Origin of the sequence: Nostoc sp. UIC 10630, assembly GCF_010747425.1 — a bacterium.
Lineage (GTDB): Bacteria > Cyanobacteriota > Cyanobacteriia > Cyanobacteriales > Nostocaceae > Nostoc.
The window spans coordinates 1-24,236 of the sequence record NZ_JAAGOG010000130.1 but is presented as its reverse complement, the minus strand read 5'-3'; the positions used below and the strand labels follow the sequence as shown (position 1 = coordinate 24,236).

The following is a 24,236-nucleotide window of genomic DNA, read 5'->3' as shown; positions in this document are numbered from 1 at the left end:
ATTGACAATAAACTCATGTTTTTTATTAGAAGTGGAGTCAATAAGCAAAAATGTAACAATAGAAAAAATTAGCAATTCATGTTGCTAAAACTTATGGATACATAGAGAGATTGAGATGATATCTATATAGTGCAACTATGAACCATAATCAAGTAAGTAATTGCTAAATAACCCTTCAACTTCTACTTAAGCATTACAGATAAGTATTTGAATTCAGGTATTACCGAAAGCTTGAAATGTATAAGATAAGTGTATAACGTTTGATTTCAACACAAAACTTTAAAAAACTGAGAGTATCTCTGGGATTTTGTATAACTTTAAACGAGTAGAATGGTCTTATCACACAAAAGCTATATGATTGCAGATATTAATAAAAGTTAAAGTCAATGATTTGAATAGCAGAGTTTTTGTCTATGGTCAAGCGATCGCTCCAAGCGTCACTCATCGGTATTGAACAGGCTAAAAGAGCATTTGCTCTCAAGGGGTGGACTCAAGACAATTTGTCAGCCGAAGTTAACCTCAAGACTAGACAACCGATTTGGCGATTTTTTAGTGGTCGTCCAGTTGAGCGTCATACTTTTATTGAAATTTGTTCTGTATTAGAACTGAATTGGCGGGAGATTGTTAGCAATCCACCGGCAGAATTCATGGAAATAGAAGAATACGGCCGGACACCTGTGCTGGATATTGATGGCTTGGTGGAAAAAGTGCGATCGCAACGCTTCGACAAAATTCAATACCAGTGTGGGATTTTGCAGTTATTGGATATCAGCCGTCCCGTTGCGATCGATGACATATATATAGATGTGAATATTTTGGAGGAAATTGCCAGTCAACAGTGGTTAGAAATCACTGCGCTGCAAAACCTAGATCCCAAACTATTTGACCGTTTTGGCTTAGGTGATGCCGATCAAAACCAGATACCTGGTACACAGGCAGTTGAAACATACTCTAAGCTCAGGGTACTAGGCAAACCTGGGGTAGGTAAAACCACCTTTTTACAATATCTCGCCATTCAATGTAACCAAGGCACATTTGCAGGGAACTTAGTTCCGATCTTCATCACCCTGAGAAATTTTGCTGAAGAATCTAAAATCACCAACGAGTTCAGCCTATTAAAATACATCCGCCAGGAGTTCCTCACATCTGGAATTTCCGATTCCTCAGCCATAGAAACTTTGCTTAATGCAGGCAGAGTCTTAATTTTGCTTGACGGTATGGATGAAATTCTTAACCAACAAAGCAATACTGTCTTAAGCGAAATTCGCAGGTTTTCAGAAAAGTATCACAAAAATCAGTTTGTGGCAGCCTGTCGAACAGCATCTCAAAAACTCAGACTCCGAGGCTTTACCGATGTTGAAATTGCTCCGTTTACCTCAGAACAAATCATCGCCTTTGCCCAAAAATGGTTTGTGGCCTTTACCAAAACCAACATTCAAGACGGTCAAGCACTGTCCGTTCAGTTTATTGAGAAGTTGGAATTAGATGAAAACTGGCAATTTCGCCAACTTGTAGTTACACCCCTATTTCTGCATCTTGCTTGCTGGGTGTTTCACGCTCAAGAAAAATTTCCGACTAAGCGGACTGACTTTTATAAGCAAGGTTTAGACCTTCTATTGGGCAAATGGGATGAAGCCAAAGGCATTGAACGTGATGAAGTTTACCGAGGGTTTTTATTACCACAAAAGCTCAAGTTATTGAGTCAGATTGCAGCAGCGACATTTGAGCAAGGTCAGTACTTTTTTGAGCAACGCATCGTTGAGCAATACATTGGTGAGTATATTCAGAATCTGACCAAAGCACCAATGGATGCCGAAGAACTGCAAATAGAAAGTGAAGCAGCACTGAAAGCGATCGAGGCTCAACATGGGCTACTAGCAGAACGGGCGCGGGGAATTTTTTCCTTCTCCTATCTGGCGTTTCAAGAATACTTCACAGCAAGAAAAATCGTTGCCAGTCATAATTTAGAGGCATTTGGGGAAGCTTTAGAAGGATTAGTTAGTCACATTACAGACCCGCACTGGCACGAAATTTTCTTGTTAACAGCTACCATGCTCCGCAGTGCAGACTCTTTAGTACAGTTGATGAAGCAACAGATTGATGCACTAGTTGGCCAAGACCCTTATTTACAAGAATTTTTGACCTGGGCCAGCCAAAAATCTCGCACTATTCCCAGCCAACCAAAAGAGGCGACAACTCGAGCCTTTTATCTTGCCTTAAGTCGGACTCCTCACATAGCTTCTCACTTTGCCCTAGCCAGCAGCCTCGACCAGGGAATGTTTCTGGATACGGCTTTAGATGACCTGCTGGTCGAATGTGCAATTGATGGGAGCCAGGACTTTGCCCACATCCACGTCTGTGGAGATGCTCTCTCAAACATTTTGGGTATAGTTCTGGATGTTGGACTTCATAAATCTCTGCAACAACTCTCTGACCAATTACCAAGTTCTCGTCAAAATCAAGAACGGCTTAGGCTATGGGGACAGACAAACTATTCAGCCTGGGCTGAACAATTAAAGATGACGGTCATTAATTATCGCAATATTAATCACCAGTGGCAGTTTAACGATGAACAACAGCAAGTTTTGCAACGATACTACGATGCCAATAAATTACTACTCGATTGTCTGCATAGTAATTGTGAAGTGACGGCTGCTATCAGGCGAGAAATTGAAGCCACCTTATTATTACCTCAAAAGGAACTTGAGGATAGGGAATGGCAATAATACTTAATACTTTTGGTTAATTTTATGATGGTTCTCACTTCGATGCAATACAGTCTGAGCATCACCCCATATTTGAGTAAGGTAAATAATCTCCTTCTTCTTGCTAAGGAGAGGGATTGAGGGTGAGATTTATTACGTTTTATATCGTAGTTAATCAACTAACTTAGAAAATCAAACAATGCTTTGCGATATTACAAAAAGAAAGTTTTTCGGTTTGATTTATAGCAAAAATCCTTCTTTCGGTACTTTTCTTTGTTGAATACTCTTATATTGAGCCAAAATCTGCTTTTAGCTGTTTTCAATAGACTTCTTGCAGAAATCGGGAAAATCTCTCTTGCAATGACCAATGCCCCATTTTCAACAAATGCACCTTTTGACCTAATACAGTAGAGACGCGTTAGGGTAGCCAGGGGTTAGCGTAGCCCAGTGCAATTTCGCGTCTCTACTACGGATTTTTCAGTCCACTTTGCACTTAAATCCCTCATCGCAGGTGTTGTTATGAATTTAATCAATGGCTTTTGCTTGGCGGCTGGGATACTCAAGGGTGTACAAGTACTCGTTGTAGATAACGATCGCGATAGTAGAGATTTGTACGCATTTTTACTCGAAGATCAGAGTGCAAATGTGATTACTGCTGGTTCAGTAAAAGAAGCTTTAGAAATCTTGAGTTGGTTTACACCCAACATCCTTGTCTGTGAAATTAGGTTCTTGGGTGAAAGTATTTATACATTACTAAATACATTGACTGCGATGGAAGCAGATAATGGAAATCATATTCCAATCATTGTGACTTCAACATCTACCACAGGTACTCACGACCTCATTCCCAATGTAGAGTTTGAAGAATATTTACTTAAACCATTCGACCTTGACAAATTTGTTTCTATGATTAGAAATCAAGTACAAGGAGATGTAGCAGAAAAATTTTGCCCCGAACTACTAGTTTTACAAAAACCTACTGTATTACTAAGCACTTCTCAAAGCCACAATCGGGTCGAGTTTAGCAGCGCGACGTGCAGGAACAACACCAAAGAATAAACCAATACCACCAGAGACACCAACTGCCATAGTAATTGCTACAGGCGAAAGACTTGCTTCTAAGGGAGTCAAGGCTCCTACTAATAGAATGCCACTGATACCAACCGCAGTCCCAACTAAACCACCAGCGGCGGAAACTATTACTGCCTCAATAATGAACTGTAGCAAAATATCTTGCTCAGTTGCCCCAATCGCTTTCCTCAATCCGATTTCTTGGGTACGTTCGGTGACGGAGACAAGCATAATATTCATAATGCCTATACCGCCGACAAACAATGATATCCCTGCGATCGCTGCTAGCATAATTGTCAATGCACCTGTGATTTGACCGACAGTTTGCAAAGCATCCTTTTGAGAGCGGATAGTAAAGTCATCTTCACCATTAATTTTGTGCCGCAGACGCAGCAAATTAGCAATTTGAAATTCTGCTGCATCCACGCTCTCGGAATCACGAGCGGCAGCAACGAGATAATCTAAAGCAATACCATAAGGAGAATTCTTTCCCACAAGTCGGTTTGCTGAGGTTGTGATTGGTATGAGCGCAGCATCATCATAATCTGCTCCGACGCTGGAACCTTTGGCTATTAATGTCCCAATCACTTGAAAGCTAGTATTTCCAATTCGCAATTGCTGACCAATAGCGTTACTATTACCGAATAGTTTTTCTGCCAAGTCTCCGCCTAAGACAACGACTTGGTTATTTCGCTTAATGTCTACCTCGCTAAAAAATCTGCCTTTAGCAGTTTCAAAATCCCGCACTGATAAGAAGCTGGGAGTTGTACCAATGATGTTGACATCAGTGTTTCGGTTGCTATATGTAACTACCTGTCTCCTGTTTAACTCTGGCGCAACTCCTACTACTGTTGGTACTTGAGAAGCGATCGCATCGGCATCTTGTAACACCAGAGTTTTTGGCACTTCAAAGGAGATACGCTGAGTTTCTTGATTACCTGGCAGTATAAACAGCACATTTGGCCCTAATGACTCTAGCTGTTTATTGACGTACTTTTGCCCACCTTCGCCAATGCCAATCATGGCAATCACTGAGGCATTACCAATAACGATACCCAACATCGTCAGGGCACTACGCAGCTTATTTGACAGCAGGGTTTTACCCGCCATTTGGACACTTTCTAAAAAATTCATGTCTTAATAATTACGAATTATTCTTTTCTTTCGCCTTCTCGATTTTGTAGTCTTTGGGTGGATTAACAAAAACGCGATCGCCTTCTTTAACTCCCCCTAATATCTGAGTTTGGTTTTGAATCTGTGCCCCAACTGTAATTTCGCGGAACTGTGGTTTATTATTTGCATCAGGTACAAGTACACCAGTTTGACCATTTTCGGTGACAATTGACACCGTTGGTAAAACCAAGGCATTATTGACGCGATCGCCTAAAAAAGTCAGATCCACATTTAAGCCAGAACGCAGTTTATCTGTACCAGTATCAAGAGCAACCCGCACCTGGAAGGATGTCACACCTTGTTCCACCACTGCTTCTGGAGCAATCAGGCGCACATGACCTTTAAAGACTTGATCGGGATAAGCATCAGCGACAATTTCCACCTGCTGTCCCGGTTTAATTCTGCCAATATCAGCTTCAGGAACTTGAGCTAATATTTCTAAACCGCGTGCTACGGCGACAATTGAACTAGAAGTTGCCGACGCACTAGTAGAAGCAGAAGTGGTGGGTGTCACAAAAGCACCCGGTTCTGCATATTTTTGCGTCACAATTCCCGAAAGCGGAGCGCGAATAATTGTATCTTCCAACTGCACTTGCACACCCTTCAATTGAGCTTCAGCACTGGCTACAGCCGCTTGACGCTGGACAATTTCCTCAGAACGAGTACCATCTTCTAACAGTACCAATGCTGCCCGTGCTTCATTAACAGCTGCTTGACGTTGGTCGATTTCCTCAGTCCGAGTCCCACTTTGGACTAACGACAATCGTTTTTTAGCTTCTTCTAAACTGGCTCTAGCACTCTTGTCTTCGCTGATGGCTTGATCGAGTAATTGTTTTTTCTCTGCTCCCTCTTTATATAAGTATTGGTAGCGCTTTACTTGTTCGCTGGTGTAATTCACCTTTGCTTGAGCCGCATCCACTTGGGATTGAGATTGAGCAATCTCTTGGGGACGATTACCAGCCCTAGCTTGGGCTAGCTGGGCTTGAGCTTGTGCTAACCGCGCTTTTGCTTGAGCGATTTCTTGAGGACGACTACCAGCAACGGCTTCGGCTAATTGTGCTTGACTTTGGGCTAAGTTAGCACGGTACTGGCTTCTTTGAGCCTCAATACTCGCACTATCCATGCGCGCAAGAATTTGCCCTTGTTGAATGCGATCGCCTTGTTGTACATATAATTGCGATAGCACTCCGGGGTTCTTCGGACTAATATTTACGCTCTGAACTGGTACGACTTTACCGCTAGCTGTAATTCTCAATGTGACGTTTTTCGCCGCCACTGGCACAGTTAATTGAGCAATATCTTCTTTTTTCCCTTGATTCATCAGGGTGTAGGTTGTGATCGTACCAACAACCAAAACACCCCCTGTTATCAGCCCCATCAACCAGCGAAATGGATACTTAACTTTGCCAATAACAGGAATTTCTATGTGCGTAGCCATATCTAAAAGCCTAATTAATCTTGCTTTATGGGAGTAGCCTGTAGTTAAAGGGCGAGTACAGGAATGGGGAATTGTTAAAATTTTTCGATTAAATCTTTATTAAAAAGCTAACAACTAGACGCATAATTAGCTTTATAGTTGCTTAATATTACTTCATGATAAGCGTTACATCTCTGTATGCCTTCACCTGAATGGGTGACTTTATATCATTTCTGTTTAAAATAGGTGGGGTGAAGGCTTTGCGTAACCCAACATATATCAGAATAGCGATCGCAACCAACTGCTACTAGAAACGGAAATGAGTTGAGCGAATAACACCCTGATCTCAAACAATTATGAGAAATAAACGCAGTTAATGCCAAGTTATAGGACGTTTGCCTTTGCTACCCTTACCTTTTATCAAGTTAAAGTGGCATCAGGTGTGTTGGAGATAAATATTCCTAAATGCATGTTACAACTTCTTACGTTTTGGTGTTAAAAAGCTAAAAAAATCTAATTATTATACTCATGTAGCATTATTTTAATGCTTGTTAGGAGTATGAGTATGACTGCTAGTACCCTGCTGGAAGAAATAGAAAAGCATATCCCTATTGTGGGAGATATAAATATTAAGAGTCCATTTGCATACCAAGTAACTCGTGGGGCGGTTGAGGTAGTTAACACAGTTCAGATGGCAGTAGCAGAAGCTTATATCAACGGATTAGAAGTTCCTGATTCCGTTCTAGAATCGCTTTTCGATACCTGTATGCCAATTTTCTTTCAGTATTTCCCATCCCTACTAGCACCGTATGAATGGGTATTAAAAGAAACTGACCATCTCGCCGAAGGATCGCAGGAATTAATGAAAATTCAGTACGACTTGCCTCAAGCCATGCTGAATACTATGTTGGGGGACGGGAAACTCATTTATCCTAAGTACAGCATGGGATTGTGGGAAAAAGGAGCATTAAACCTTGAGCAATCCCAGATGCAGATGATTGATGATGTGATTGAAAAACTAGACATCAAGGACGGAGACAATATCTTAGACTTTGGGTGCGGGTGGGGATGTGTTCCTAATTACATTCTTTCTAGGTTCCCCAATGTCAAATTTACGGCTCTTAATTTGAGCCACGAGCAATGCGAATATATCCGCCGCAAAATGCAAGATCCTGAGAGTTATCTCAGTTCAGATCGGTTTACCCTATATGAAGGTGATTTGAATAATGCAAATTTCGAGATAAAGTTTGATAAAATTCTCTCGATTGGTGTTTTTTGTCATGTTGGTAACTTAACGGCAGCCTTTAAAAAATTAGCTTCGTTTTTGAAGGATGATGGCAAAGTTTTAATTCACATTATTACAGTCCGCATCCCTAACAATATGTCTAGCGTTTACACCCACAAATATATTTTTCCGCACGGTCGTTACTGGAATTACGATGCAGTTCCAAGTCATCAAGAAGACCTCAAAACAATTCAAAGATGGTATCTTAATGGCTCTAATTACTCTAAAACACTAGCTAACTGGTTACAAAATTTTGACGACAATCAGGCAACAATAAAAACATTAAACTATGGCATAGACTATGCCAAGTTTCGCCGGATATGGAGGTTTTATTTGATATGGTTTATTCGTAATTTTGCTAGTTGTGATGGAGAATATAATGGTAATGGTCAATTTTTAATGGTTCATGCTTAACTGGACAAAGCTAGTGTTTTCCCTCATCGGGGATGAACATCCTGCCTTTCCTTATTTAACTAGCTGAAGATGCTTTTTTCACAAAAACATCTTCAGCTAGTTAAATCCTTAGATTCTTGACTGAAACGGCAAGGAACAGACTTTTTTTCTGAGCCATCTGTCAACCAAAATATCAGACGGATGTCTTTTCTTTTGCTTTGAACACTGAGTTTTGAAAGTTGCGGTTTCTGGCGCGAGCAATAAGTTCTGGTTCAGAAGGCACTCTAATCTTTGACGCTAGCTTCAAGAACTCAAGGATTTTAATGAACCAAAATGTTGGGTCTGGAAGATAGGCAACCCGGCCTTCTCGCACGGTTATGCCATGCCGGGCTGACCCCTGGAATGCATGATGAAGATTATGCCAGCCTTCACCCAAGGTTAGAAATGCTACGAGCCAATGGTTCCGACTGTAATCATTAGTTTTGAACGGTTGCTCGCCCAGTATGTGGCTGAGTGAATTGACGGTGGCGACACAGTGGAAGAGGACAGTCGTGCTGAGGAAAAAAGCGCCGAGATATTCAACTCCACCAATGTAGTATGAGAACGCACCAAGAGCAAAGGTGGGAATGAAGTGCAAACGATCAACAATCTTCAAAACCACATTACTCTCAACATCAGTGGGAAGTTTTGAGGGAAAAAACTGTGGAGAGAATAGCCATCCAGCTTGAGACCACCAGAATCCTTTGATCCCCTTGAAAGGCATATAGGGAGAATGAGGATCTTTTTCCTGATCTGAGTATTGATGATGCTCCATGTGGTGAGCTTTCCACCAACTTGGCCCCATCTGTCCGGCTGAAGCAGCCACGATGCTTCCAACGCATAGAACTGAGGTTGGAGCCTGGTAGCTATTGTGGGTGAGTAGCCTATGATAGATGCCAGTAGTTGCAAGCATTCGTATTACATATAACAACACGGCCCACAAAACAGCACCCCACGATAAGCCAGTAACAATAATCAGTAATGATCCTAAATGACTCACCACGATCAAAGTAGGGCCTAGTATGTAAGAAATAATCGTGAGATGAGAGTACTGCTTCATTAGTCTTCTAACGTCCTTAAGCTTCAAAATAAAAATGCACCACATCTTTGCCGCAGTCAAGCTTGCGGACAGCAGAACGCCCACCCTTGTCAGCGTTAGTACTTACACGCATATCTTGGCACAATTCGCTTGCAATATGAAAAGCAGTTTCAAACACAAGCAATGGCAAAAAACCACTGAAGAGGTTCTATAGCAATCGGATTTGAGTTAAAATCTCTAATCCCGTAACAGCGAGTTGACCTGGAAAATGTCAAAATTAAATGAGTTTTGCGTAGGCGCATTCGCGCAGCGTCTCGTAGAGAAGCGACTTTATTAGCGCAGATTTGAGATAACTTAGTTGAAATTTATGGGCAAGCAACGTGTTCTTTCTGGAGTTCAACCAACGGGCAATTACCATCTAGGTAACTACTTAGGAGCCATTCGCAACTGGGTAGAAGGTCAGAGTGAATACGAAAATTACCTCTTTGTGGCTGATTTGCACGCGATTACAGTGCCACACGACCCAAAACAGTTGGCAGCTGATACCTACACTCTTGCTGCTCTCTATCTAGCTTGTGGTCTTGATTTAAATCACTCCACTATCTTTGTACAATCTCACGTTTCAGCCCACAGTGAACTCACCTGGTTGCTCAACTGCATTACACCTCTAAACTGGCTGCAAGACATGATCCAGTTTAAGGAAAAAGCTGTTAAACAGGGAGAAAATGTGAGTGCAGGTTTGTTGGATTACCCAGTCTTGATGGCGGCTGATATTTTGCTTTACCAAGCGGATAAAGTACCAGTGGGTGAAGACCAAAAGCAACACTTGGAATTGACAAGGGATATTGCAGCTCGGTTAAATCACCAATTTGGTAAACCAGATCAACCAGTTCTAAAGTTACCAGACCCTTTGATTCGTAAGGAAGGGGCAAGGGTGATGAGTTTAGCGGATGGTACACGCAAAATGTCGAAGTCCGATCCTTCAGAGTTAAGCCGAATCAGTTTGCTCGATTCACCCGAACAGATTCAATACAAGATTAAGCGTTGTAAAACCGATCCGATTCGTGGGCTGACTTTCGACGATCCAGCACGTCCAGAGTGTAATAATTTGTTGACGCTGTATACATTGCTTTCTGGGAAGAGAAAGGAAGATGTAGCAGTTGAGTGCCAGGATATGGGCTGGGGACAATTCAAGCCATTGTTGACAGACACAATTATTGAGTCCTTGAAACCAATCCAAGAAAAATATCACTCGGTAACGGCAGATAAAAGTTATTTGGAGTCTGTATTGCGGGATGGAGGGGAAAAAGCTAGAGCGATCGCAAATCAAACTTTATCACAAGTAAAAGCTGCTTTAGGCTACTCGCTTCCTCTCTAAGTTTTCGCTTTTAGGTGTGATTTGCTATACCATTTAAGAAATTGAAATTCTTAATTTTATGTATCACACCCATAGCCCCACAGCCTTCCGTAGAGCTGTACAAGCAGGTGAATTTCTAGTTACCGCCGAGGTAGCACCCCCGAAAGGGGGAAATCCAGCGCACATGATTCAAATGGCGGCGACTCTTAAGGGAAGGGTTCATGCTGTCAATGTTACTGATGGTAGCCGCGCAGTGTTACGGATGTCTTCGTTACTCGCGTCGGTGATTTTGTCACAAAATGGTATAGAGCCGATCTGTCAAGTTGCTTGCCGCGATCGCAACCGCATTGCTTTACAAGCTGATTTAATGGGCGCTCATGCTTTAGGTATCCGTAATATTTTAGCTTTGACTGGCGACCCAGTAAAAGCAGGCGATCATCCAGATGCCAAAGCAGTGTTTGACTTAGAAGCGGTGCGACTGCTGCAACTAATTCGAAAGATGAATCAAGGCGTTGATTGCAACGAAAAACCCTTGACTGATGGAGCGCTAGATTTATTTGTTGGTGCAGCAGTAGATCCGCAATGTAAAAGTTGGTCGGGTTTACAAAGTCGATTTGAACGCAAAATCGAAGCCGGAGCGCAATTTTTTCAAAGTCAGTTGATTACCGATTTTGAGCGTCTAGAAAAGTTTATGGATACCATTGCCTCTGGCTATAAAAAACCGATTTTGGCAGGAATTTTCTTGTTAAAATCGGCAAAAAATGCTCAGTTTATTAATAGATGTGTTCCGGGTGTCAATATTCCCCAACATATTATTGATAGATTGGCAAAAGCCAAAGAGCCTTTTGAGGAAGGGATAAAAATTGCAGCCGAACAAGTGCAGATAGCACGGCAATTGTGTCAAGGTGTCCATCTGATGGCAGTAAAGCGGGAAGATGCGATCGCACCAATTTTAGATTTGGCTGGGATTGCTCCAGTTAATCAATTGGTATCCAAATAAATGAGATAATGGGTTTTTTAATTAAAGCAGATGATGGTTACTATCTGCTTTTTTTAATGCGTAATCAGATGCGTATACACAATTTTTGATAAACTTTGAATATCCAATTTACGCTTGACTAAATCCAAGTGCAAACTGACAAAATATTTTATAGCTTATTTCAATCTTTCCCTAGTATATTTTTTGCAATAATTGGCGATAATACTGTCAACGTCAACGCATATCAATTTGTTTCAGTCGAACTAAAAGAAACGGCTTTTAGGATTGATGGGGTATTTATGCCCACAACTGAAACTACAAATCAACCACTCTACTTTGTTGAAGTCCAGTTTCAATTAGACCCGACTTTTTATAGACGCTTCTTTGCCGAAATCTTTCTTTACTTGCGTCAAAACGAATCAGTCAATTTTTGGCGTGCTGTCGTCATCTATCCACAACGAAGTTTAGATCCAAGCGATCAACTACCGTATCAATTGCTGCTAAACAGTTCCCAAGTGCAACGCATTTATCTAGATGAATTGGATACGACGGATAACTCACTTCAAGTTGCGATCGTTAAATTAATTATCGAAAGAGAAGAGACAGCCGTTGACAAAGGTAGAGAATTGATTTTACAAGCAAGGCAACAACTAGCGGATGAAGCAAGCAGGAAGCAAATTGTAGAATTGATAGAGACTATCCTGTTGTACAAATTTACCCGGTTAAGCCGAGAGGAGTTAGCAGAAATGTTGGGTATAGACGACGAATTCAAAAAAACAAGGATGTATCAATCTATCAAGCAAGATGGCTTGGAGGAAGGTAGACAGGAAGGTAGACAGGAAGGTAGACAGGAAGGTAAACAGGAAGCTAAGTTAGAAGCTATTCCCCGGTTATTGGCATTGGGGTTGAGTGTAGAACAAGTGGCGGTGGCTCTCGATTTAACGGTGGCGCAAGTACAGCAAGTAGCCCAGAATCAGTCTGGCTGATAGTGGGCGATTGTCCGAGTATTGCGCTTTATCTCTGGAAACACTGTGCTATATATTTCTTAAGCAAAGTGTGCAAGATATCACTTAATAAAGTTTTTACGTAAAGTGCGTAGGCGCAGTTAAAACCTGGGTTACATCTTACCGTGTTGCAGCACTTGCTGTAGATGTTGGCGAATCTCTTGTGCGTGTTCAATATCAGATTGGCGCAATTTTTGGAACAACTCTACACAAGGCTGAGAACCTACTTGCTCTGCATCTTTGATGTAGGTATCGTAAGCTTTAACGGCTTCAGCTTTGTTGTGCAACACAGTGACAAAATCATACTCCAAGTCGCTAATCGCTATTTGAGACTGTCCGTTACCTGTATTTGTAGCCATTGCTTGATCCTCTTTTAGAATTTCTAATTAACTTTATACTCATCCTTAAAGAGCGATTCATCTTCCAAAAAGAGTATATTTCAATACGTCGGAAGTACCTTGCGAGTGTAGATTATAGTATCCAGTGCGTAGGCGTAGCCCGTCGTAGATATCGCTTTCCAATTACCTCAGCCTTATCCAATCTCGTTTTTCCTTTACTGATGGAACCCTTTAAATTAATGAGGCAACAGGCAATAAGTAAAAATCAATAAGCCTGTTTGAGTTGTACTGAATTTTTTCAAAAATCAAATAGTAGTCCTATAGATAAATCAGGAAATAGGACAGACAAGGAAGAAAATTCTACCTCATCTCCCCACTCCCTATTTTCATTAGAATTTAGCCAAGCGGTTTATTTTCATCACATTGACGTGAATACTGGAATTCCAAATCATTTTGCCGTTCTCTACCTCCTCTATACACAACCGGACAAAACTTAGTGTTAGCGCTCATACAATCCATGTGTGGAGTTTTAGCACAGACTACAAGTAGTCCACCCAGAACAAATAACAAACCACAAATTGCAAGCGTATTAACCCAAGAAATTTCCAGCGCTCCATGAACTACTATTTCTCGCAGCAGGGATACAATTGTTACCTCAACTGCTACTCCCACAGAGATACTATGTTCTTGCAAGTAGACCATTAATAGTCGAAATAACTCGACTAAAATTAACACAAATAGTATTTTTGCAGTCACGTGTTTATAGTCTAGTGGCTGCGTGAGGGCGATAGCTATTCCCCACAATTGGATCAGCATGACGGCGAATAAACCTAAACACAAGACAATCACAATCAAGTCTTGAAAGGCTTCCATGTTGCGAACAATTGAGTGCCGATCAAGCCAGCGATCGCTAAATAAAAATCGACTTTTCTGGCGCTTTTGCATGTACATTTTCCAATCGGGACAAGTTCAGACAACACCAGCGAGTCAGCCCAATAGTTTTATGTTATGCAATATTAAGCGTTTGCGCCTCAGCGAGGTTTGTAATTTAAATTTTGTGCTTGTTGCAACAATTGCTCGGCATTTTTCGCCCACTGAGGATTCTTCTGAGCATTATATAAATCTCTAGCAAATTGCAATACTTGTACTGCATCCCCATATTGCTGTAACTGCATAAAAACTAACCCTGCACCATAATAAGCATTGGGATAGTTAGAGTTAGCTTCGGCTGATTTTCTAAAAGCCTCTAATGCTTCTTTTAACTTGTTTTGCTGAAACCAAATTGAACCGAGATTGTAGTAAGCTTCTGGATATTTCGGATTAATTTTTATAGCCTGATTAAAGGCATCCCTTGCTTGATCGAGTTTGCCTTGTTGAAGATAACACATCCCTATATGGTAAGGAGGCTCCGGTGCATTTTTGCTATATTCTATGGCTTTTTTAAAAGATGCGATCGCTTTCTCACAATCTCCTTGTTGCTCTCTTACTAACCCAAAATTATAGTGGGCAAATCCCAATTTTGGATCGAGTTCTAACGCTCGTTGCAAATAATCGTTAGCTAACTGTAAATTATTGCCTTCTAATAGCGCACCACCTAAATTAGCAAAAGCTGGAGCAAATTTCGGATCGGCTTGCGTCGCTCGATAAAATGCGTCCGCAGAGGGTTGTAATTGTCCTGTTTGTCGGTACGCTAGCCCTAAATTATAGTACGCTGGTGCTAATGTTGGATCTAACTTGGCTGCTTGTTTAAAGGCTGCGATCGCATCTTTTACTTTGCCCGCCTGAATTGCCTGTAAACCTTGGTTTAGCCAGTCTATGGCTGTTTTCCCATTAGATTGTGCCAGCTTTGAAGGGACAGACTCAGAGAGAGAAAGAGAAGGGGAGGGAATGCTAACAACCAACAAAGTCAAACTGACTAACCCTGCTATGGGATATTTAGAAAATGATAATCTCATTGATTTTCTGATTCGCAACACTTTCAGTTAAATTTACTTCATAAAAAGTTATTTACAAAAATTTTAGATTCGCTATTAATCTTGACTAAGATTAACTTTTATTAAGCTAAATCTTACGACAGGCTACAATTTTTTTAACTTTCGATTAAAAGGAGGATAATAACAAATTAAAGAAGGGTAATTTTGACTCCAGAGAACCATTTTTTGATCAATATAGAATTCAGGAGTCAGGAGCCAGAATTCAGGGTGAATTCTGTACGAAACTTCGACAAGCTCAGTGCATCGCTGGTGGATGAATCAATCGGTTTAAGACGCTCGCGGACTCGCTACTGTCTTGATTCCGAATCCTGTTAGCGCTAGCGGGGCGTTTAGCCCATTCAGAATAGCTGGATTCTTCTTCAACCCTTGATATATAAAGAATCATGCGGTTATAAAAGACTTACCGCAAGGAGGATTTTATGAACGAAAAAGTAAAATCGGGTTCGCGGAATGTTGCAATTGTCGGGCCTTATTTAAGTGGAAAAACCACTTTACTAGAAAGCTTGTTATTTGTCACAGGGGCAATTTCTCGTAAAGGCAGCGTTAAAGACAGCAATACAGTGGGAGATAGTGCTGCCGAGTCGCGCGATCGCCACATGAGTGTAGAAGTCAGCGCCGCTAGCACTGAGTATAACGGCATTCGCTTTACTTTTATTGACTGTCCGGGAAGTGTAGAATTTGCCCAAGAAACGTACAATGCTTTAATGGGAGTTGATGCGGCAATTGTAGTTTGCGAACCCATCCGCGATCGCGTCCTCACCCTCGCCCCTCTATTTAAATTCCTCGACGATTGGGAAATTCCCCATCTCGTCTTCGTCAACAAAATGGATCGGGCAAATATTCACGTTCTAGAAACGTTACACGCCCTGAAAGCAGTATCTAGCCGCCCCCTGGTAGCGCATCAATATCCCATCATGAACGGGGAACAACTCATCGGCTTTATCGATATGGTGAGTGAACAGGCGTATCAATATCATCCAGGCGCACCTGCTGACCCCATCCCCTTCCCCGAAAGTTTAAAAGAAGAAGAACATGAAGCACGGGCAGAAATGCTCGAAGCCTTAGCAAATTTTGACGACCATTTACTCGAAGAACTTTTAGAAGATATCGAACCACCCCAAGAGGAAATCCTCAAAGATTTAAAAATGGAATTAGGGGCAGATTTAGTAGTGCCCGTTTTTTTTGGTGTGGCAGAACAGGATTATGGTGTTAGACCTCTATTAGAAGCCTTGTTACGGGAAGCACCTGAACCAGAAACTACAGCAGAACGTCGCTTAAAAAACATCAAAGGTGATACACCTCTAGCGCAGGTATTAAAAACTTATTACACTCCCCAGGGTGGTAAACTCTCTCTCGTGCGTGTTTGGCGGGGCAAATTAACTGATGGCATTGTCCTCAATGGCATTCGCACTGGTGGAATTTACCGCCTTATGGGACAACAACAGCAGATAGTTAACCAAGTTAGTGCTGGTGAAATTGTTGCATTAAGCCGTTTAGAAGGAATTAAGACAGGCGATACAATCTCTATAGAACAACAGTCTGCAATAGAATTACCCAAAGCCACACAGTTGGAACCTGTGTATGCCCTCGCCATTACACCAGAAAAGCGCAACGATGAAGTAAAACTCAGCAGTGCCATTACCAAGTTATTAGAAGAAGACTGTTCACTTGCTTGGGAACAACACGGCGATACTCACGAAGTAATTCTGTGGGGTCAAGGTGAGATTCATTTACAAGTTACCTTAGACAGACTGCGCCGCAAATATAACTTGCCGATGACAACCCATTTACCGCAAGTGCCTTACAAAGAAACCATTCGCAAAACGGTGGCTTCAGTTCATGGTCGCTACAAGCACCAAAGCGGTGGTCATGGACAGTTTGGTGATGTTTTTCTCGATATCAAGCCTTTACCACGCGGTACAGGTTTCAACTTTAATGAAACTATCGTCGGCGGCGTGGTTCCTAAACAGTACATTCCTGGTGTGGAAATGGGCGTGCGGGAATTTCTCACACATGGGCCTTTGGGCTTCCCAATAGTGGATTTAGCGGTAACTCTGACTAATGGTTCGTATCACAACGTTGATAGTTCCGAACAAGCCTTTAAGCAAGCTGCGCGATTAGCAATGCAAACGGGGATACCCCAAGCAGAACCTACGCTGTTAGAACCAATTCTGCGGGTAGAAGTGACTACACCGAGCGAATTTACCTCCAAGGTGCTGCAACTGTTGAGTGGTAGACGGGGGCAAATTTTAGGCTATGAAGGCAGAAACGATTGGCAAGGCTGGGATAATGTTTCGGCATACTTGCCACAAGCAGAGATGCAGAATTTTATTGTAGAACTGCGATCGCTCACTCTCGGCGTTGGTTCCTTCCACTGGCAATATGACCATCTCCAGGAAGTGCCGGAAAAACTCGCTGAACGCGTCATTCACAGCAATGGCAATGGTAGTAACGGCAACGGTAAGTAATTTTGGATTTGTCTGAAATCAAAGCCCTGCACTTAAATATGCGGGGCTTTTTATTAATGAATATTTAATACGCTTTGGACGTGCTGTTTAAATGTTAATTCTTGTGTACTCCAATATTCTCGGAATGCTCGTATTTTTTCCAATTTTATTGCTTTTCCAAATGCAGGAAAATGAATAGGACAAACAAATACTTTGTCGTTTTCTGGAGGATTATCCCAGTTATCAGTCATCCAAACTACTTGAACAAGACGATAAATATTAAATTCATCTCCAGGATTTTTATCAGGATAAAGCTGGTTATTCAGCATTTGAACAATGTGCGTTACTTTGCCACGTTGTCTTAAAATAATCAGTTCACCTTCTTCTGGAGTCTTGGCATTTATTTTGTCTCTACCTCTTAAATTTCTCCAATGTAAAGCAAAAATCTTTAAGCCTGGATGTATAGTAGGTATTCTGTAATCAGGATAAGCCCAAGATTCACCATTTAAAGGTTTTACGTTTTTAGTCCAAATTGATCCATTGAAATCCATAACTATATCTCAATCTTGTTGTAATAGAGAAGCTACCGATTTAGTTTTCCCTAAAATCTCGTTAAAATAACAAAACTTGTTTTTGCACTTATTAATAAAAAGTGTCAAACTGGGCCGCACTTAGTTAGAAGTCTAACGCTCAGAGTATTTAGGCAATGGGTGAAAGAGGAAATCACTCAAACTTAACGTAACGACTGCTCTTTTAACAACTCACTCACCCAAGCCGAATAAACTTCTCCAAGGGGCGGAATTGGTTCACTACTATAATCTATAACCAAATCAAATCCGGCGCGATCGTATACGCCGTGTATTAATGCTTGTAAGTCTAGTAATGGTTCTGTATCACCCTGACATAGGGGTAACAAAAAAGTGGGAATCTGCTCTTGTAGTCCAAATGGATATAATTCTGCTTTAGGGCGATATTCACTCCGACTTACCAAAATACGATAGTCTGACTTAATTTGATTACCTAAAATTGGCATGGGTTCGCCGCCACGCAACAAGTCTATTTCTATTAGATGAGTCAAGCTACCTAATATTTGCTGACGTTTACTTTCGTATGCCTTTCTTCCTTCACCAGTTCGCTTATTTTTTGGTGACAAAATTTCAATCACTGTGACAACTTCTCCAGTTGCTACTTCCCGAACTTCTAGGTATCCTTCTCGCACTTCTTCTAGAATAGGAAGATTGACTGTTATTGGTTTTGTAAGCGGTGCAGCGATCGCAATATTAGACGGTTCTTTTTCTGTGTTTGTTAAAGAACGTCCGACAACCACATCAGGAATACCAACTAGAATAGAATTTTCATCTGTCATTTGATATACTCGTTTCTCAACCGCTACTCGATATTTGGGTCGTAGTTGAGGAGCAATTACATCTGCGATCGCAATTATCAACCGACTGTGAACTTCAGCCCAGAATTCGGGATTTTCTAAGTAGGGGTTCATCCCTGGAAACGGTGAAGGCATAAGCTTGGCAAACAATATTCTTACTGTTTATCCTAACAATCTGGGCTGCCATGAAGATTAGAGTAATGAGTTAAAAGGGGTATCAACCTTCCAATGACCAAAGAGTTCCGCCCCCAATAAATGGGGCAAATACCTCAGTGCAACAGTACACAATCCTTTTTTTACTTCAGCCGAAGCGTCAAGCACTCAGTACTGAGTTTTAGGAATTAATTCTGCAAAATTATAGCTTGCTGCCCTTGAGGAGAAGTTTTATAAAAGCATCTGGGAATTATGTGATTAAGTATATCCCTCTTAACCACACAAAAAAACTCATGGGCTTTATAATCTCTCTTCTAACTAGCCTGATTGGAATCCTCGTTTATCTCAATACAGGTAGGATCTCTGGCGAAAAGTCGCGTTTAGCAATACGCACAATTACGATATTGATTAGCAGTATTGCAATACTGAATTCTATTTCTAGACTTGTGGTGATTGTCCCACCAGGCAATATTGGTGTCGTCAACTTATTTGGTGAGGTTTCCGAAAGCACTCTTAATCCTGGTGTCCACTTGTTGAACCCCTTTAACAAAGTGTTGAATTTTTCCACTCGCATTAAGGATCTGAAGGAAAACATAGATGTAACAACCCAAGAAGGTTTGAGTCTAAATCTTGATGTCAGTCTTCAGTACAAGCTCGATCCCCAAAAAGCAGCCACAGTATATAAAACCATTGGAACTGATGAAACACAACTGGTAATTTCCAGATTCCGCTCTACTGTTCGCGCTATCACGGCAAACTACCCAGCCAGTGCGATTTACTCTACCAAACGTCAAGAAATCGCCCAAAAAATTGACCAACAACTCACCCAGGAGATACCCACTTTGGGTTTCATCGTTGAGGAAGCTCTTTTACGAAACGTCAAAATGCCTGATATTCTACAAGTTGCAATTCAAAACAAACTCAAGACAGAGCAAGAAAACCAGCAAATGAAATTTGTTTTAGAGAGAGAGCGTCAAGAGGCAGAACGAAAGCGTATTGAAGCTCAAGGTATAGCTGATTCTCAAAAAATTATCTCCGTTGGACTTACCAACCAAGTGCTACAATTACGAGCGATTGAAGCCACAGAAAAGCTAGCTCAATCAAATAATTCTAAAATTGTAATTATTGGTTCTGAAAAAGGTGGAGCGCCTATTCTGATCCAGCCAGAAGCAGGAACTTCAAGACCCTAAAATTTTCTGATTAGCGATCGCTGTGGTGTTGCTTCCTTCTACTAGAAATAAAATAAATAGTTAGTGTATCTCTCTCTCGGCTTTCCACTTTGCTGCTGGCTGAATGATACAGTATGAGCGTTGCTAGAAACTGATGACTATGAGCGGCGAGATTGTCGAAAAACTCAAGGAAGCTAGTACTGGCTTGTTAATGATGAGCGAGTCAGATTACCCTTTTGAGGTTGTTCAATGGAAAGGTGTAGCACCTGCAACCCAGGAGAAGATATTACAGCTAACAGGTTCTCAAAACCTGCCAGTCGAAGTAGTAGAGTTGGACTATTTTTTTCGTAATTGTGCATTTGAGCAAGAGTGGCACAATGAATTACTGAAAAAAGATGTTAAAAGATTTCAAACACTTATGCAGGCACTAAAAGATAATCTTAGTGACATCAGCGTTTATCGTGTTGGACAAATAAATATTGACGCTTATATCATCGGACAAACTAAAGACGGTGACTTAGCTGGAGTCGTAACAAAACTGGTTGAAACCTAGTAAGCAGGTTGGAAATTTCTTCAAATAAAAGCCTAGCCATCTGTGCAGCTAGGCTTTCTCATTTATGAAATCATCCAAACTTATAAATTATCTACTTGCGCTTCTATGACAGACTGAATAGATGTTGAAACTTGCGAGAGAAAATTGTATCCAGTTAGAGATTCTAATGAGTCAACGCTAACCCGATAGTTTCTCCAATTTGCTGTTCGTACCCCTTGGGCGTTGGGAATATTGACAGCAATGACTCTCGTGCTGGTTGTCACACCCGCAAGACCTGAACCAGGAGTATTCAATACAACAATAATTTTCCAGGTTCTGTTTGGGACTTGAACCCGTCCATTAGCTATTGTATAGAATGTTCCGTTAGAGCCAGTACCACCCATCCCATATCCACCAGATATGATGTAGAGTTCTTTGCCCTGTCCGACTAAAGTTCTGGCATAATCCTCTAAGTTTGCCCAAATTCCCTGATTGTTATCTGGGGCTTGAGCAATCATATTGCTCATCAAAAAGGTTGCAGAATTATTAGTAACACTACTAGTTCTGTCAGCGCTAGGTGTCATGTGACCGCGATCAAACCCACTTCCGCTAAAATCAGTGGATTGAACTTGATAACACCCAGAAGGAAGTGTTGTATCAGCCCGAAAAGTATCTTGCCTCGGTGTGCTACCTAACCAACTATTATTTAACTGCCAAGATACCCAATTTGGTCTACCTATTGAGCAGTTGTAACCAATTACATATTGTGGTTTTACCAACAAGTAGTTATTTTGGCTAGAAGTTCCAGCATTACTGGGGTTGCCAAGAGTTAGGTGAACACTTACTGATGACTGGGCTGGTACAATTTGTGCTAACCCAATTATAAATAAAGCCACCGTTACAAATGGCAGTAGAAACTTGAAAATCTTGATTTTTTTCACGTTTTTGTGCTTTTGATTACCAAAACAGTGTCCAAGTTCTTCGTTTCAATATCAAGTATTCAGTGATACAAAAAAAAATATTTTTTAATGATAAATATGTCGTGACACAATAGCCTAAAATCTTTATTAGATAAGAGTTTACAATCAAAAAACCCACTTTTGTGATGAGTGATGGCTTAAAATTTTGCATCTCTTAATTAGCAATGCCAATCTTTTTTCTTAAAGAAATTTGATTCACACGATAAATTAGGGCGATGCCTGTAGTGGAAAGCTACGCACTGGATCGCCTCAATATCTAATTTTATGGTTGCAACTGCGACTATTTAATTTCCTGAAAATTCTCAATTGTGAGATATATTTCTTCATCAGCTATCTGACTATTGTAATCTATCTCAATTTTGGTTGGATAGCCGAATTTAGGGCTGTAACTCACATTCAGGCTGTAGGCTTGACGGTTGATAGCATCTTGAATCACATTAAACAGCTTAGGAATTGTTTTATAGTTTTGAAAGAATTCTGGATTAACTGCTTGACCTGTAGCTACAGAAGTGATGGAAGTTGTTTGACCATTACGGACTTCAATAACTACTGGCCCCCTAGCGTCGGGTATACAAAAGCATCCATTACTAAATGTATAGCGATAGTTGGAAATATTTTGCTGATTCCACAAATAGCGATTAAATTTTAATCGCCTTAAATCCAAGTTATTATTTTTTGTTGGCGATTGTGCTATCTCTATGGGAGATTTTGACATTACTGGTAGGTTAAGACCGAAAGATAGCAATAATCCGGCACTGATAATGATAGGTAAACGCATATCAATTCACTTAATTTTAAAAGTGTTATATACATTAATTCATCTACTTGTTTAAATACACTTTATCTTTTGATTAAAATCCATCAGTGGTTAGCCAAGATCAAATAACAATAACAAATTTATTCTTCCCACAGCGATCGCTTACAATCGCATTTATTGCTTGTAACTTAGTTTTATGAAAATCGGTGCGATCGCAGATGTACGAAAATCTTTTCTCTATGCTGTAAAATCTTTTATGCTGTAAAATCTTTACTGTAAAAAACAGATTTTTTGTTTCAAGCATGGATGAATCACAAACTTGGTATATTGTCAAGCATTCTGCTGGTAATTGCGAAATAGTCCCCAGCGACAAAATGGGCGACGATGATTTAGAGATTATAGAACAGTGGGGGCCTTTTAGTTCGCAAGGAGAAGCGATCGCTCGGCGTGTCGGACTTATTAGAGCTGGAAAGTGCCAACCAGTTTAAGTTAGGAGTTAGAAATGATGGTTTTTATTCCTAAATCTTTACTACTCACTCCTAACTCCTAACTTTATTCTTAACTCTTCATTTTTCTGCTGTGGTTGTGCCCTTAGCAGCAATCTTTTTACCTATTACTTCCACTGCTTTAGCGAATTGGGGATCTTGTAAGGTAGCGAGTTTATCGCGTTCATGGAGCCATAATTCCTGCATCTGCTCTTTGGTCAACTCTACCTTCACATCTGGATTAATACCTTTGTGATTAATATCCGTACCATTAGGAGTATAGTAATGAGCAATTGTTACCGCCAATCCTGAGCCATCTTCTAAGGGACGTACCGATTGCACTAGTCCTTTACCAAAGGTTTGAGTACCAACCAAAGTAGCACGCTTGTTGTCCTTCAAAGCCCCTGAAAGGATTTCACTCGCACTAGCTGAACCTTTATCTACTAGCACCACCAAAGGTTTATCCGTTAAGGCGCGTCCGTTTGCCTCTTCTTTTTCTGCCTCTCCTTGGCGTTCAACGGTGGAGACAATCTTACCTTTATTTATCCACATCCGGGCAATGTCTACACTGGAGAACAGTAAGCCACCAGGATTACCACGTAGATCCAGAATATATCCAGCTACCTTTTTGCTTTCTAAATCCTTGATAGCTGTTTGCATTTCTTTACCAGCATTAGCGCTGAACTGGTTCAGGCGAATGTAGCCAAGATTACCTGCTGGAGTTTGCTTTTGGGAATATTTAACTGGATGAATTTCAATCCGCGCCCGTTTGATGTCTAATTGTTTTATCTGACCGTCGCGCTGAATCGTTAGGCTAACTTGCGTTCCGGCTTCACCTCGAATCAGGGCTACTGCTTGATTAGTATCCATCCCCTTGGTGCTTTTGTTGTCGATTTTGAGGATGACATCTTTTGCCAAAACGCCAGCTTTAAATGCTGGTGTGTCTTCGATTGGCGCGATTACAACCAGCTGCTTAGTTTTTTCATCTTGACTGATAGTGATCCCAATCCCGATCAATTCGCCAGAAGTGTCCACTTGCATATTTTTGAATTCTGCTGGGTCCATAAAACGGGTGTATGGATCTTCCAGCTTTTTCAGCATTTCCCGAATAGACTTATACGCCTCTTGGGGATTACTGTAGGACTTGCTTAAGTACTCCTTACGAACAGCCTGCCAATCTACCTGATTGAAAGTACCATCTACATATTGGCGCTGAACAATTTGCCAAACTTCATCTACTATTTCTTTGGGACTTGCTTTAAATAAAGCCTGACCTCGCGAGTGAATGCCAAGGCTAGTAACTGCGATCGTGGAGAGTGTCACCGCCGTAGCACCCAAAACAAGCCTACTTTTTGTAATCACCATAATGACAGCTGCGTCAGAGGGAAAATATATAGTCAGTATGCTCAATCTAACACAGGCTTTCACTGTACAGACCGAGTATGTATTCTTAATTTAAACAAAATACTTGACAATCCGGCGACCTTGGTCGTTATCAATACAAAAGTTTTAAGATTGGGGATTGGGGATGGGGG

General features: G+C 41.1%; 22 protein-coding genes. 10 read left to right on the top strand and 12 right to left on the bottom strand.

Features of this window, described 5'->3' with window-relative positions:
- The first annotated feature begins 413 nt into the window (after positions 1-413).
- Positions 414-2,726 (top strand): NACHT domain-containing NTPase, encoded by a 2,313-nt coding sequence (locus G1O98_RS25395; RefSeq protein ID WP_163933582.1) that lies wholly within the window; start codon positions 414-416, stop codon positions 2,724-2,726.
- Positions 2,727-3,224: 498 nt separating this feature from the next.
- The gene (locus tag G1O98_RS25390; protein WP_163933579.1) at positions 3,225-3,764 is read left to right on the top strand and encodes a response regulator; all 540 of its coding nucleotides are present in this window, start codon (positions 3,225-3,227) and stop codon (positions 3,762-3,764) included.
- Here the strand turns inward: G1O98_RS25390 and G1O98_RS25385 are convergent.
- Both G1O98_RS25385 and G1O98_RS25380 read right to left on the bottom strand, forming a co-directional pair.
- Entirely contained in the window at positions 3,693-4,910 is a 1,218-nt protein-coding gene (locus G1O98_RS25385; RefSeq protein WP_163933576.1) for an ABC transporter permease, read from the bottom strand. The two genes, G1O98_RS25390 and G1O98_RS25385, sit on opposite strands and share 72 nt — an antisense overlap.
- A gap of 10 nt (positions 4,911-4,920) precedes the next feature.
- A complete protein-coding gene (locus G1O98_RS25380) occupies positions 4,921-6,387 on the bottom strand; it encodes an efflux RND transporter periplasmic adaptor subunit (protein ID WP_163933573.1) in 1,467 nt (488 codons plus the stop codon).
- A gap of 544 nt (positions 6,388-6,931) precedes the next feature.
- Between G1O98_RS25380 and G1O98_RS25375 the strand changes: the two genes are divergently transcribed.
- Complete coding sequence (locus G1O98_RS25375) at positions 6,932-8,065, top strand: class I SAM-dependent methyltransferase (RefSeq protein WP_163933570.1); 1,134 nt, start codon at positions 6,932-6,934, stop codon at positions 8,063-8,065.
- A 172-nt stretch (positions 8,066-8,237) separates the two neighbouring features.
- Here G1O98_RS25375 and G1O98_RS25370 read toward each other — a convergent pair whose 3' ends face one another.
- On the bottom strand, positions 8,238-9,143 hold the full coding sequence (locus G1O98_RS25370; protein ID WP_163933567.1) for an acyl-CoA desaturase: 906 nt from the start codon (positions 9,141-9,143) through the stop codon (positions 8,238-8,240).
- 16 nt (positions 9,144-9,159) lie between these two features.
- Entirely contained in the window at positions 9,160-9,312 is a 153-nt protein-coding gene (locus G1O98_RS39470; protein ID WP_207794508.1) for a hypothetical protein, read from the bottom strand.
- A gap of 177 nt (positions 9,313-9,489) precedes the next feature.
- Between G1O98_RS39470 and trpS the strand changes: the two genes are divergently transcribed.
- The 3 genes from trpS to G1O98_RS25355 all read left to right on the top strand — a co-directional run bounded on the left by trpS (position 9,490) and on the right by G1O98_RS25355 (position 12,444).
- On the top strand, positions 9,490-10,500 hold the full coding sequence (trpS, locus tag G1O98_RS25365; RefSeq protein ID WP_163933563.1) for a tryptophan--tRNA ligase: 1,011 nt from the start codon (positions 9,490-9,492) through the stop codon (positions 10,498-10,500).
- A gap of 58 nt (positions 10,501-10,558) precedes the next feature.
- Positions 10,559-11,479 (top strand): methylenetetrahydrofolate reductase, encoded by a 921-nt coding sequence (locus G1O98_RS25360; RefSeq protein WP_163933560.1) that lies wholly within the window; start codon positions 10,559-10,561, stop codon positions 11,477-11,479.
- Positions 11,480-11,607: 128 nt separating this feature from the next.
- Entirely contained in the window at positions 11,608-12,444 is an 837-nt protein-coding gene (locus tag G1O98_RS25355) for an Rpn family recombination-promoting nuclease/putative transposase (protein ID WP_163933557.1), read from the top strand.
- Between the two features lie 131 nt (positions 12,445-12,575).
- Here the strand turns inward: G1O98_RS25355 and G1O98_RS25350 are convergent, their stop codons facing one another.
- From G1O98_RS25350 to G1O98_RS25340, 3 genes are all read right to left on the bottom strand, one after another.
- The gene (locus G1O98_RS25350) at positions 12,576-12,821 is read right to left on the bottom strand and encodes a hypothetical protein (RefSeq protein WP_163933554.1); all 246 of its coding nucleotides are present in this window, start codon (positions 12,819-12,821) and stop codon (positions 12,576-12,578) included.
- 375 nt (positions 12,822-13,196) lie between these two features.
- On the bottom strand, positions 13,197-13,745 hold the full coding sequence (locus G1O98_RS25345) for a phosphate-starvation-inducible PsiE family protein (protein ID WP_163933551.1): 549 nt from the start codon (positions 13,743-13,745) through the stop codon (positions 13,197-13,199).
- Positions 13,746-13,831: 86 nt separating this feature from the next.
- On the bottom strand, positions 13,832-14,755 hold the full coding sequence (locus tag G1O98_RS25340) for a tetratricopeptide repeat protein (RefSeq protein WP_163933548.1): 924 nt from the start codon (positions 14,753-14,755) through the stop codon (positions 13,832-13,834).
- Positions 14,756-15,213: 458 nt separating this feature from the next.
- On the opposite strand from G1O98_RS25340, the gene G1O98_RS25335 reads away from it, so the two are divergent.
- Positions 15,214-17,262, top strand: coding sequence for an elongation factor G (locus G1O98_RS25335; RefSeq protein WP_163933544.1), 2,049 nt, complete (start codon positions 15,214-15,216; stop codon positions 17,260-17,262).
- 53 nt (positions 17,263-17,315) lie between these two features.
- On the opposite strand, the gene G1O98_RS25330 is transcribed toward G1O98_RS25335, so the two are convergent.
- Together G1O98_RS25330 and G1O98_RS25325 are read right to left on the bottom strand one after the other, a co-directional pair.
- Complete coding sequence (locus G1O98_RS25330) at positions 17,316-17,792, bottom strand: hypothetical protein (RefSeq protein ID WP_163933540.1); 477 nt, start codon at positions 17,790-17,792, stop codon at positions 17,316-17,318.
- Positions 17,793-17,974: 182 nt separating this feature from the next.
- Positions 17,975-18,760: a DUF4058 family protein gene (locus G1O98_RS25325; protein ID WP_163933537.1), complete on the bottom strand. Its 786-nt coding sequence runs from the start codon at positions 18,758-18,760 to the stop codon at positions 17,975-17,977.
- A 311-nt stretch (positions 18,761-19,071) separates the two neighbouring features.
- Here G1O98_RS25325 and G1O98_RS25320 point away from each other — a divergent pair, with 311 nt between their 5' ends.
- Together G1O98_RS25320 and G1O98_RS25315 are read left to right on the top strand one after the other, a co-directional pair.
- The gene (locus G1O98_RS25320) at positions 19,072-19,968 is read left to right on the top strand and encodes a prohibitin family protein (RefSeq protein WP_163933535.1); all 897 of its coding nucleotides are present in this window, start codon (positions 19,072-19,074) and stop codon (positions 19,966-19,968) included.
- Positions 19,969-20,107: 139 nt separating this feature from the next.
- Positions 20,108-20,500, top strand: coding sequence for a nuclease A inhibitor family protein (locus G1O98_RS25315; protein ID WP_167306217.1), 393 nt, complete (start codon positions 20,108-20,110; stop codon positions 20,498-20,500).
- 80 nt (positions 20,501-20,580) lie between these two features.
- Here the strand turns inward: G1O98_RS25315 and G1O98_RS25310 are convergent, their stop codons facing one another.
- A complete protein-coding gene (locus tag G1O98_RS25310; RefSeq protein WP_163933528.1) occupies positions 20,581-21,420 on the bottom strand; it encodes a DNA/RNA non-specific endonuclease in 840 nt (279 codons plus the stop codon).
- Between the two features lie 319 nt (positions 21,421-21,739).
- Positions 21,740-22,237, bottom strand: coding sequence for a DUF6174 domain-containing protein (locus G1O98_RS25305; RefSeq protein ID WP_163933525.1), 498 nt, complete (start codon positions 22,235-22,237; stop codon positions 21,740-21,742).
- A gap of 281 nt (positions 22,238-22,518) precedes the next feature.
- Here G1O98_RS25305 and G1O98_RS25300 point away from each other — a divergent pair, with 281 nt between their 5' ends.
- Positions 22,519-22,704, top strand: a complete 186-nt coding sequence (locus tag G1O98_RS25300; protein WP_163933522.1) for a transposase — start codon at positions 22,519-22,521, stop codon at positions 22,702-22,704.
- 78 nt (positions 22,705-22,782) lie between these two features.
- Here G1O98_RS25300 and ctpC read toward each other — a convergent pair whose 3' ends face one another.
- Positions 22,783-24,066, bottom strand: a complete 1,284-nt coding sequence (gene ctpC / locus G1O98_RS25295) for a carboxyl-terminal processing protease CtpC (RefSeq protein ID WP_163933518.1) — start codon at positions 24,064-24,066, stop codon at positions 22,783-22,785.
- Positions 24,067-24,236: the final 170 nt, after the last annotated feature.

Coding starts and splice junctions, on each gene's coding strand:
- G1O98_RS25395 (WP_163933582.1), top strand. CDS start 414: ATGGTCAAGCGATCGCTCCAAGCGTCACTCATCGGTATTGAACAGGCT.
- G1O98_RS25390 (WP_163933579.1), top strand. CDS start 3,225: ATGAATTTAATCAATGGCTTTTGCTTGGCGGCTGGGATACTCAAGGGT.
- G1O98_RS25385 (WP_163933576.1), bottom strand. CDS start 4,910: ATGAATTTTTTAGAAAGTGTCCAAATGGCGGGTAAAACCCTGCTGTCA.
- G1O98_RS25380 (WP_163933573.1), bottom strand. CDS start 6,387: ATGGCTACGCACATAGAAATTCCTGTTATTGGCAAAGTTAAGTATCCA.
- G1O98_RS25375 (WP_163933570.1), top strand. CDS start 6,932: ATGACTGCTAGTACCCTGCTGGAAGAAATAGAAAAGCATATCCCTATT.
- G1O98_RS25370 (WP_163933567.1), bottom strand. CDS start 9,143: ATGAAGCAGTACTCTCATCTCACGATTATTTCTTACATACTAGGCCCT.
- trpS (WP_163933563.1), top strand. CDS start 9,490: ATGGGCAAGCAACGTGTTCTTTCTGGAGTTCAACCAACGGGCAATTAC.
- G1O98_RS25360 (WP_163933560.1), top strand. CDS start 10,559: ATGTATCACACCCATAGCCCCACAGCCTTCCGTAGAGCTGTACAAGCA.
- G1O98_RS25350 (WP_163933554.1), bottom strand. CDS start 12,821: ATGGCTACAAATACAGGTAACGGACAGTCTCAAATAGCGATTAGCGAC.
- G1O98_RS25345 (WP_163933551.1), bottom strand. CDS start 13,745: ATGCAAAAGCGCCAGAAAAGTCGATTTTTATTTAGCGATCGCTGGCTT.
- G1O98_RS25340 (WP_163933548.1), bottom strand. CDS start 14,755: ATGAGATTATCATTTTCTAAATATCCCATAGCAGGGTTAGTCAGTTTG.
- G1O98_RS25335 (WP_163933544.1), top strand. CDS start 15,214: ATGAACGAAAAAGTAAAATCGGGTTCGCGGAATGTTGCAATTGTCGGG.
- G1O98_RS25330 (WP_163933540.1), bottom strand. CDS start 17,792: ATGGATTTCAATGGATCAATTTGGACTAAAAACGTAAAACCTTTAAAT.
- G1O98_RS25325 (WP_163933537.1), bottom strand. CDS start 18,760: ATGCCTTCACCGTTTCCAGGGATGAACCCCTACTTAGAAAATCCCGAA.
- G1O98_RS25320 (WP_163933535.1), top strand. CDS start 19,072: ATGGGCTTTATAATCTCTCTTCTAACTAGCCTGATTGGAATCCTCGTT.
- G1O98_RS25315 (WP_167306217.1), top strand. CDS start 20,108: ATGAGCGGCGAGATTGTCGAAAAACTCAAGGAAGCTAGTACTGGCTTG.
- G1O98_RS25305 (WP_163933525.1), bottom strand. CDS start 22,237: ATGCGTTTACCTATCATTATCAGTGCCGGATTATTGCTATCTTTCGGT.
- G1O98_RS25300 (WP_163933522.1), top strand. CDS start 22,519: ATGGATGAATCACAAACTTGGTATATTGTCAAGCATTCTGCTGGTAAT.
- ctpC (WP_163933518.1), bottom strand. CDS start 24,066: ATGGTGATTACAAAAAGTAGGCTTGTTTTGGGTGCTACGGCGGTGACA.